This is a genomic window from Nonomuraea sp. NPDC050536 (assembly GCF_044457685.1).
Classification (GTDB): domain Bacteria; phylum Actinomycetota; class Actinomycetes; order Streptosporangiales; family Streptosporangiaceae; genus Nonomuraea.
In genome coordinates this window covers 130602-140687 of the sequence record NZ_JBITHD010000024.1, presented here as the reverse complement: position 1 = coordinate 140687, position 10086 = coordinate 130602, and the positions used below count along the sequence as shown (strand labels likewise).

Below are 10086 nucleotides of genomic sequence, written 5' to 3'. Positions count from 1 at the left end.
CATGACCCGCTCGATCTCCTTCTCGCGGCCGATGACCGGATCCAGCTTGCCCTCGCGGGCGGCCTGGGTCAGGTTGCGGCCGAACTGGTCGAGCATGGTGGAAGGAGCCGCCTGGAGCGATGCCGGAGGCGCGGAGGGTGTCCCGCCCTCGTGGCCGGACAGGGATCTCAGGATCCCGTCCCGGACCCGCGCGGGATCGGCCTCAAGCTTGACCAGCACCTGGGCGGCCATCCCCTCACCCTCGCGGATGAGCCCGAGGAGGAGGTGCTCGGTGCCGATGTAGTTGTGACTCAGCTGCAGAGCCTCGCGGAGCGACAGCTCAAGAACCTTCTTGGCCCGCGGGGTGAACGGAATGTGCCCCGCCGGAGTCGAGCGGCCCTGGCCGATGATCTCCTCGACCTGCTGGCGCGCGCCCTCAAGGCTGACGCCCAGGCTCTCCAGAGCCTTGGCGGCCACGCCTTCACCCACGTGGAGCAGCCCGAGGAGGAGGTGCTCGGTGCCGATGAAGTCGTGGTTGAGCGTCCTGGCCTCTTCCTGCGCCAGGACGACGGCGCGCCGCGCCTGGTCGGTGAACTTCTCGAACATCTCGAGCCTCCTGGCAAGCGGGATGTGCTGGATGAGCGTGACCCGATCGTCCGGACCGGCGATGATCGACGTGATGACACGGTGAGGAGCCAGGCCGCCGGCCACGATGCTCCCTGCTGGACCCCACACGCATTCCACGGAGCGGGCGGTGTGATCACCGCGCGACATCGTCCGAAGTGCTGAGTCGGCGACTGCTGGCCTTGGTAAGGGGCCCGGCGGACGTCCCGCCTGATTATCACCTTAGTCGCCGTTGCAGTGATTGCCGGTGATTCAGCCACCGGCCGAACGAGCGGAGCAGCACGCCGGAGGCGGCCAGCCGGAATTCGCGGGCTATCGATTCCTGAGATGGGCTTTTCGCGAACTGCTTGTTTCCCCGGGAATGGGCGATCAGTACTCTGCCCCGGTGAAACTTCGTGAATAGGCCATCCCGCCGTGCTTCTCGACGGCGACCGCGTACGGCTGCCATCGCCGTAGCTGATGAGGCTAGCTTCGATTGCCTGTTTCCGCGGCCTCGGCGGTCACCTTGACTGGCAGTTGACAGGCGGCACAGCTTGCGCCGCTGTCATTGTGGGGGGTCGTCATGACCCTGGACGCGCAAGGGATGAAGGCGCCTGACCGCGCGGCCTTGAACGGTCAGGCGCCGCGCTGCGACCACGTCGACCGATTCGCGGCTGTGGAGTACGGGCCACCCGAATGCCAGGCGTGCCTGGCCCTCGGCCGGACCTGGACGCGGCTGCTGGTGTGCCTGACCTGCGGGTGGGTGGCCTGCGCCGACGATTCACGGGGTGGTCACGCCCGAGCCCACTACGAGGAGACCGACCACCCGGTCGTCGCTGACCTGGAACCGGGATCGACCTGGCGCTGGTGTTACGTGCACCGCCGCACCGTGTAGACGAGGCGAGAGAGACCTTATGACTACTTCCATACAGGCGGCGGAACGCCGCCAGGACTACGACGGCGCCTCGCCCTTCCCCGGGGCAGAAGAGCACGTCCTGGCCGGCCGGGGCCAGGTGGCGCTGACAGGCGCGATCGTGGTCCTGCCCTTCGTCGCCCTCGGCGTCGCGATCTTCCTGGCTTGGGGGGATGGGGTCACGTTCACCGATCTCCTACTGGCCGCGGTTCTCTACGTGATGACCGGTCTGGGAGTGACGGTGGGATTCCACCGGCTGCTCACCCATGCCTCCTTCGCCGCCCGGTCCTGGCTGCGGGTGATGCTGGCGGTGGCCGGGTCGCTGGGCTTCCAGGGAAACGTGATCGACTGGGTGACGGTGCATCGCCGCCATCACGCTTTCACCGACCGTCCGGGTGATCCGCATTCTCCCTACCGGTACGGCACGAGCCTGCGTGGGCAGCTTCGGGGGCTTGCCCACGCCCATCTGGGCTGGCTGTTCGCCGATGATCCGACCCCTGCCGACCGGTACGCTCCCGATCTGCTGGCCGATCCGGCCATCGTCCGCGTCGCACGTGCCTTTCCCGTGCTTTGCGCGGTGTCGCTGGCCCTGCCGTTCCTGGCGGGGTGGGCGATCACCGGCACCCTGTACGGCGGGTTCACCGCGTTCCTGTGGGCCGGGCTCACCCGCGTTGCGCTGCTGCAGCACGTCACCTGGAGCGTCAACTCCCTGTGCCACGTGATCGGCGCGCGGCCCTTCACCACCCGCCGCCACGACCGCTCGACGAACCTGTGGCCGCTGGCCCTGCTGTCCTTCGGCGAAAGCTGGCACAACGGCCACCACAGCGAACCCAGCTGCGCCCGTCACGGTGTGGACCGTGGTCAGATCGATCCGTCGGCAGCCGTCATCGCCCTGTTTGAGCGGCTGGGGTGGGCGAGCAACGTGCACTGGCCCGACGACGAACGCGTCGAACGCCGTCGCGCCGGGCCGCGGCCACCAGCCCGTGCCCCGGTCGGTGAGCGGCCAGCGGGGTAGGTTCCCGCTGTGACCGCGAAGGCCGCTCGCAGGAGACCCCCTTCCCGCGACCGGCGCCAGCCCTTCCACGCGAGGCCACCCCGATGTCTCACCTAGAGTGAGGGAGACGGCCCAGATGGGTGCCGCCCGGGAGGAAGGGGTGGCGGACGTGGAGTTACGTCAGTTGCGGTACTTCGTGACGCTGGCCGAAGAGCTGCACTTTGGCCGGGCCGCCGCTCGCGAGCACATCGTGCAGTCGGCGCTCAGCCAGCAGATCCAGCGCCTGGAGCGGGAACTGGGGGTGCGGCTGCTGGATCGCAGCACACACCATGCCGGCCTGACCCCGGCGGGCGCTGCCTTCCTCATCGAGGCGCGACAGATCCTCGACCACGTGGGTCGGGCCGGGCAGGCCGCACGCAACGCCGCCGCGTCGGCGCCCACGCTGCGGGTCGGGATCATCGACGCCGGCTACGACACCATGCCGCAGATCCTTCGCGAACTCCAGAACACCCATCCCGACATCACGATCCATCAGGTCGAATCGGGCACCCCCGAGCAGTACCGGCAACTGGCCGGCGGCCGCCTGGACATCGCCATCGGGCACGCTTCCCACGCTCCGGCCGCGGTCACCGCCAAGCTGATCAGGCTCGATCCGATCGGCGTGCTGGTACCCGACGATCATCGCTTCGCCGAGCTCGATGGTGTGCCCGTCGCCGCTCTCTCCGACGAACTTCTGCTCCTCGGTGAGGAATCACAGACTCCCGAGCTCAACCAGTTCGTCATCACGCTGTGCCGTACCGCCGGATTCGCACCCACCACCTATGAGGGCACCGTGCAGAGCAGCCGGGCCGCAGCCGATCTCGTCCTGCAGCACCGCTGCGTGCACTGCGTCCCCTCCTCCTTCCGCACCTCCAACCGGCCAGGCACCACCTGGCGGCCCCTGGTCGAACCCGCCATGGACTTCCCCTGGTCACTGCTGTGGCACGACACCAACCCCTCTCCTCACATCACCACCGTCATCGACAGCGCCTGGCTGCTGGCCAGACGGCTCGGCTGGGTGGAACCCCTCAGCCCCGATCACCGGACCCGAGCCGGGCGAACGTGATCCGGGGGTGGGTTCGGTCGGTCCGCGCACGATCGCCTTGGACACCGTCACCAACGGCGCCAGTACTGGCGCGGGCTCGACACCGCTGGCTGGATGTTCACCCGCGAGGACGGCAATCCTCTGCGGCCGGACTACCTGACCTACCGGTCTCGGTACCTGGTGACGGCCAGTGGGCTGTTTCCGGTACGGCTGCGCGACCTGCGGCACGGCGCTGCCCGGACAGCGTTGGCCGCGCATATTCCTTGACCGTTCCTATTTCGCATTCGATTTGCGAGCTGACGTTCTGGGTGGTCACAGCTCGGAGGAGGGTTTGATCAGGCACTCGACCCGTGATGATCGTCCCGAAAACGGAATCCGGGACCGGCCCAACCCCCGTACCCGCGCCTCGACGACCAGCCTTCGAGCAGGCTGAGTACAGAAATCGGCGCCAGGAACCTGATCTTCCCTTCGGCCAGTGCGAGCCCGAGGTGCGTCAGTGCGTGCGGCCAGGGTGTGGGCCTCGAGCGAGGGGCCGCGGGCGCTGTTCGACCGGGCGTGGGTGCACATGCTCAAGGAGTGCATCCTGCTGCCGGGCATCACCGTGCTGGTGCGGCTGGTCGGAGAGGTACAGCGGGCGGAGAACGAACGGTTGCATGCGCTGCTGTCGGGCTGCTGGACCCCGCCAATTATGGTCTCGGCGGAGGGTGGCAGGCGTTCGCGGAGCGTGGCCAGTGACGCATGGTCCGAATGCTTGTCAAGACGCCGAGGACATTGCCGAAGCGCCCTGCTATGGCCTCCTCGAGTGCTCTTGTCACGCTCCAATGCTGGCGTTTGGATCTAGGGGGTGCTCTTCTGTGGTGCGTCACAAGCGGCGAGTTCGGGATGCGTCATCCGTGTCGCCGCCTGTCCTGCCCGGCCCGGTCCTCTCGAAGTGGGCAGGTCGTCGGCCTGCGCCGTCCTCAAAGAGAAGGAGTCGTGACCATGACCATGCTGGCCTACACCGTCCTGACCGACCCGGCGCCCTTGGAGGCGTCAGCGGACGGGCGGTCCCCGTCCATGGGGACGGTGTACCTGGTCGTCACCAACACCAGAAAGGCGGTGGACTGGTCCACGATCGAGGTGAAGGTGCCCGTCGGCAAGGGCGCCGGCGACCTCACCCAGAACATCGGCACGATCACAGCCAAGGGCGAGTACACCGACACCCAGTCGGGCACCCAGCCGGTCACCCAGTCGGTGAAGGTCCGGCGGCAGGGCAACGTCTTCCAGGCCACCCCCCAGACCGGTCGCAGAGCCCGTTTCGAACCCGGCGACTACATGGTACTGACGCTGGAGAACGTCACCGTCGCCCCCACCGCCGGGCTGGCCGTGCTGACGGTGACCGAGACCATCAGAGCCAATACCGGGTGGCAGATCAACGACGCGGCGGTACCGCTGGTGAAGACCGCCCCAAAGGAAATTCCGGCGCCGCGCGACTTCCGCCCGGACAAGGCCATGCTGGACGACGGAGACAAACTCACGCTGAGTTGGGAGGGGTCGGCCGACTTCGAATACAAGATCCTGTACCCGGGCGCGCCGCAGCCCGTCCCCGTCACCGGGCGCACCTGGTCACCGACCGTCGCCCCGAAGCGGGCCACCACCTACATCCTCATCGCCACCTCCGGCACCACGCCCAAGCAGGAACACTTTCTCACCACGACCGTTCAAGTGCGCAATCCCATCCTGGAATCCCTCACCGCCACCACCGGCATCGACACACCCTGGGTCCAGGGAACAGCGAACGCGACCAAGGGGCGCGTTACCTTCACCGGCACAGGTGTGGAGATCACCGGCAACTCCGGGGGCCAGGGGACCGTGACGGCCGACAAGGCCGATCTCAACGGCGTGAACACCACATGGGTGCAGGGAAGAAACGCGGACGACGGATGGATCAGCTTCCCGCAGGACGGGCTGAGGGTGCACCAGAACGGGAGAGATGAGTCGGGGAACGTGTCGGCCCACGGGGGCCACATAGACGTTGTGCATGCCCAACGGATACACGGACAGGACCCAAGCGACGGATGGATCAGCTTCTGGCAGCACGGGCTGAGGGTGCACCGGGATGGGCAGAAGATATTTGGGGCCGTGACTCTTTCCAAGGTCGACCTTCGCCGGTGACCTTCGCCGGGTCAAACTGTTGAGACCCGCCATGGCCAGTCACCGCCGCGCTACATCAGCGGCGTAGCCCGCCCAGTTGCCGGCCTCCCGCTGCCAGGCCGCGCCGCTGCTCCCCCTGCCCGGGCTGCTACAAGCGCTCATCCGCGCGGCGCGCGCGGATGAGCGCGCAGGCATGGTCGACGCGTTACGGCAAAGCCTGGGCGGCCATCCGCCACGACGTCCTGCCCCACTTCAGCGCCGAGCAAGTCTGTGCCTGCCGATAATGTCATCCGCGCAGGTCATGCAGCTTGCCCGACTCCTCCCGGCTTGTGTCCGCTTTGGGGCGCCTTTGCCGCGCTGCGGTTGCTGCCGATGGGGGATAGGGAGAAGGACTCAATATTCGAGCAATACAGCGTCGCGGAGTAGTTCAATCTTCAATAAACTCAAACCATTGGCCTCGATGTCGGTGGAAGCCGTACAGACCTCCGCCCCGAGCACGAGCGGTGCCGTGCTCGGGGTGGAGGTCGATCGAGCTACTTACCGGTGACCAGTGGCAGCGAAATCGATGTGCCGGCCAGGTCGACGGTGACCTTGGCCCCGGTGCCGGGTTCGGCGTCGTCCCCGGTGCCGTGGCCGGTCTCGTCGAGGTTGAAGTCGTCGTTGGCCCCGGTCAGCACCAGGCCCAGCCGGTGCCCGGCCTTGAACTCGTAATCCAGCGGCAGCATCTTCCAGGTGATCTGGTAGGACTTGCCCGGCGTCAGCGGTGTCTGGCGGCTGAGCGACTTGTGGTTTTGCGCGTCCATGATTCCGCGGGTGACCACGTGGACGCCGGAGGTCGCCGTGTTGTCGCCGGCCTTGAGGTAGCAGCCGTCGTCATCGGCCGTGCTCTGGCCGACGCAGTCTTCGCCGCCGATGAACTTGAGGCCTTCCGCGGACGTCGCGGTGCGTTCGCGGTAGTTGATGCGGGTGTCGGTGCCGTAGTCGACGAGCAGGACGCCCAGGTTGGCGGTCGGCTTGTCCAGCTTGAGGCGCAGGCTCACCGACGGCGTTCCGGACAGCCGCATCGCGTCCTTCAGCGGCGGGGTCAGGAAGGCCAGCCGGTCCGGGTTGGTGGTGGCGGGGTTGTCGGCCATCGCGATCTCGGTCTGGGCGGTGTCGAGGTAGCTGCCGGTGCCGGTCGAGGGCTTGCGGCCCAGTGAGCCGTCCTGCTGCGGCCTGAGGGTCGTCGTCCGCGCCTTCGCCGGCCAGTCCGCCTGGCTGATCCACCGGTTTGGGCCGAGCTGCACGTCGACGCGCGGCTCGCGCATGATGTCGTTGGAGACGCCCATGAGTTCGTGGTCGAACCACTTGTTGAGGGTGGTGAGCCACACCTCGCGGCGGGCCCAGAACGGGTCGAGGTGGCCGTATTGCGTCACCCATGCCTTGCGTTGCACGTTTCGGGGCAGCATGGCCCACCACTGGGCGAATTGGCTGCCCACCGCGGCCCGGTCCTGCATGCCGTAAACGCCGAAGACGCTGGCGTGGATGTTGCGCGCCTTCGAGATCGGCCCGGTCCGGTAGTTGCGTTCGTCCCAGAAGGCGTTGTAGTTGCCGGTGGCGTCGTCCTCGCCCTCTTGCAGGCGCTGGTGCACAGCCGCGCATTTCTCGTCCGGATCGGTGTCGAACCGCTTGGCCATGAATTCCTGCACGCCCTTGAACCAGGAGATGGTGCCGTTCATGCGGCTTGCCTCGTAGCCGTTGGTGTAGCTCGCGAGCGGCACGATCGTCTCCAGCCCTTCCACGCCGGTGCCTGCGACGCCGACGCCGAGCGCTCCCTCATACGAGTGGCCGATCATCCCGGTGCGTCCGGTGGTCCAGGTGGCTTTGACCGGATCGCCCTTGTCGTCGTAGGCGGTCGCCCGGCCGTTCAGCCAGTCGATGACCGCCTTGCCGCCCAGCACGTCGGGAGCGCCGTAGGAGGTCGGGCAGCCGTCGGACAGCCTGGTGCCGATCATGTCGACGGACACGAACGCGTACCCGCGGGGCACGAAGTAGTTGTCGTAGTACAGCGGGAACTTCGTCGCGTTCCCGTTCGCGTCGTACTTCTTGTGTTCATTCTCGTAGCCGGCACCCGGTTCGTCGAAGGTCGGGCTCTCGTGCATGATCACCGGGACCTTGAGCCCGGAATCGGACTCCTTCGGCCGGATGATGTCCACCCGGATCAGGTCCTTCTTGCCATCGCTATCACTGTCGACCGTCGACTCCACCCGGACGTGCTCACGGATGGCGTCCTCGTAGGAGAAGACGGGCTGCGTCACCCCGTCGGAGACTTTGATCTTCGGCGTCGCCGTCGCGGATGCGGCGGGAGAACCGGCGACCACGAGCGCGGTCGCGAGTGTGACTGCGGCGAGGAACCCTCGCCGTTGTGCGTTGGACATGTGCATCCCATCTGGGGTAGTGGCGGCATGGTGCGTTTTGGCTTGTCAGTGCGGGGTGCGCCGGCCAGATCAACAGGATCGGCGGCAGGTCGCGGAGCACACGGAGGTGGCGAGTGCTTGGGGAGGGTGCGACCGGCGTTGGCCCAGCAGCGGTGTCGATGGCGAAGGCATCGAGGGGTCTCAGGCGGACAGGGCCGAGAAGGTTCGGTTCGCTGTCAGTCGTCGATTGCCTGGTAGAGCGTGGTCCAGAAGTCGAGGATGGCCCGCGTCGAGTCCGGGTTGGTCGTCCCGACCTGGGTGAGCAGGATTCCGATGAGTTGCTTGTCCGGGTCGCCGTAGGTCGTGGTGCCGGCTCCGCCGTCCCAGCCGAACTGGCCGATGGAGGCGTAGTCGGCGCGGTAGGTGCGCACCGCCATCCCGAAACCCCAGCCGCCGTGCTGCCCCTGGCCGAACGACACATGGACATATTTCTTTGCCAGGGCGGTTCGGAGGGCTGTCTCCTCGGGCGTCATGCGGTTGGTGGTCATCAGCTCGACGGCGGGCCGCGACAGGATCCGTTCACCGTCGTGCATGCCGTGGTTGAGCAGCATCCGGAAGTAGGCGTGGTAGTCATCGACAGTGGAGACCAGCCCACCGCCGCCGGACTGGAACGCCGGAGGCTTGCTGACCCTTCCGGTCGCCGCCTCGTCCCACACGATGAGCTCTCCGGTCTTCGGGTCGGGGGCGTAGAGGGGCGGCAGCCGGTCGATCTTGCCGGCGGGCACGTGGAAGGCGGTGTCCTTCATCCCCAGCGGATCGAGGATGCGTTCACGCAGAAACGTCTCGAACGGCTTGCCCGTGACCCTCGCGACCAGCACGCCGAGGACATCGTGGCTGATGTTGTACTGCCAATGTTCTCCGGGCTGGTAAATCAGCGGAAGCGTGCCAAGGCGGCGCATCCACTCATCCGGCTCCAGGGTCGGGACCCCTTCCGCGGGGTAGAGCCCCCGCTCGAAAATAGCGGCCATGATCGGAAAGCCCACCACCGTCGGATCGATGCCGAGCCCGAAGGTGGCGGTCATCAGGTCCCGCACGGTGATCGGCCGCTGCGCCGGCACGGTGTCGTCCAGCGGGCCGTCGGGCCGCTTCAGCACCTGCCGGTTGGCCAGTTCCGGCAGCCACTGCTCCGCCGGGTCGTCCAGCCGGATCCTGCACTCATCCAACAGGACCATCGCCGCCGCCATCGCGACCGGCTTGGTCGTGGACGCCATCCGGAAGATCGTGTCCCGGCGCATCGGCGCGCCCCCCTCATGGCGCATCGTCCCCATCGCCTCGACGTGCGTCTCACCGCCCCGGCTGACCAGGGCCACCAGCCCGGGAATCTTCCCCGACTCGACATGCCCTGCCAGCACGTCACGCAGCCTGCGCAACCCCGTTCCGGAGATGCCGCTGTTGCTCTGTCCCATCATGAATCTCCTTGCGTAGGTGTTCGATCTTGTGTGTCCCGCCCAGACGTGACGCTCATGGCTCGATGAGCGACGCACGGGGTCTGGCTGGCTTCCTGCACGTCGCATCAAGCGGCGTCGAGGGCTTCGGTGATCTTGCGGATCATGTCCGCCAGGGTGGGGGTGGGCTGGCCCCGGTGGGTGCGGGCGGCTGCTTCGACGGCGACGACGACGGTGTTGCGGAAGTTGTCGGCCTCTGCCGGATCCTGCTGCTTGAGCAGGCTCATGGCCGCCGTCAGGGCCGGAAGCACGAGGTCGGCGAGTTCGGCTACGGACTTGCTGCTCAGGCTCAGGCCCTTTGGATACGTGGCGAGCACGTGCCCGACCTGGCCGGTCCCGGAGCCCAGGGCGATGGAGCCGTCGACGGCGGCCCGGTGGGGCCTGCCGGTGGCGTCAGCGGCGGCCATCAGCGAGACGGCGCCGTAGGCGGCGACCCGCAGGGTGATCTTGTCCTGGTCGGAAAGGGTGATGGACATGGT

The 10086-nt window shown here is 67.3% G+C and carries 8 protein-coding genes; 4 read left to right on the top strand and 4 right to left on the bottom strand.

What is annotated here, in order from left to right; genetic code table 11:
* The coding region (locus ACIBHX_RS44255; RefSeq protein WP_397073980.1) for a Clp protease N-terminal domain-containing protein at positions 1 to 585 on the bottom strand (585 nt) is incomplete at its 3' end.
* A 580-nt stretch (positions 586 to 1165) separates the two neighbouring features.
* Here ACIBHX_RS44255 and ACIBHX_RS44250 point away from each other — a divergent pair.
* From ACIBHX_RS44250 to ACIBHX_RS44235, 4 genes are all read left to right on the top strand, one after another.
* Complete coding sequence (locus ACIBHX_RS44250) at positions 1166 to 1477, top strand: UBP-type zinc finger domain-containing protein (RefSeq protein WP_397073975.1); 312 nt, start codon at positions 1166 to 1168, stop codon at positions 1475 to 1477.
* A gap of 19 nt (positions 1478 to 1496) precedes the next feature.
* On the top strand, positions 1497 to 2510 hold the full coding sequence (locus ACIBHX_RS44245; RefSeq protein WP_397073973.1) for an acyl-CoA desaturase: 1014 nt from the start codon (positions 1497 to 1499) through the stop codon (positions 2508 to 2510).
* 115 nt (positions 2511 to 2625) lie between these two features.
* On the top strand, positions 2626 to 3594 hold the full coding sequence (locus ACIBHX_RS44240) for a LysR family transcriptional regulator (protein WP_397073971.1): 969 nt from the start codon (positions 2626 to 2628) through the stop codon (positions 3592 to 3594).
* 954 nt (positions 3595 to 4548) lie between these two features.
* The gene (locus ACIBHX_RS44235) at positions 4549 to 5727 is read left to right on the top strand and encodes a hypothetical protein (protein ID WP_397073969.1); all 1179 of its coding nucleotides are present in this window, start codon (positions 4549 to 4551) and stop codon (positions 5725 to 5727) included.
* 512 nt (positions 5728 to 6239) lie between these two features.
* On the opposite strand, the gene ACIBHX_RS44230 is transcribed toward ACIBHX_RS44235, so the two are convergent.
* From ACIBHX_RS44230 to ACIBHX_RS44220, 3 genes are all read right to left on the bottom strand, one after another.
* Positions 6240 to 8123 (bottom strand): CocE/NonD family hydrolase, encoded by a 1884-nt coding sequence (locus tag ACIBHX_RS44230; RefSeq protein ID WP_397073968.1) that lies wholly within the window; start codon positions 8121 to 8123, stop codon positions 6240 to 6242.
* Between the two features lie 215 nt (positions 8124 to 8338).
* A complete protein-coding gene (locus tag ACIBHX_RS44225) occupies positions 8339 to 9571 on the bottom strand; it encodes a serine hydrolase domain-containing protein (protein ID WP_397073966.1) in 1233 nt (410 codons plus the stop codon).
* A gap of 104 nt (positions 9572 to 9675) precedes the next feature.
* The gene (locus tag ACIBHX_RS44220) at positions 9676 to 10083 is read right to left on the bottom strand and encodes a hypothetical protein (RefSeq protein ID WP_397073965.1); all 408 of its coding nucleotides are present in this window, start codon (positions 10081 to 10083) and stop codon (positions 9676 to 9678) included.
* Between the last annotated feature and the right edge of the window lie 3 nt (positions 10084 to 10086).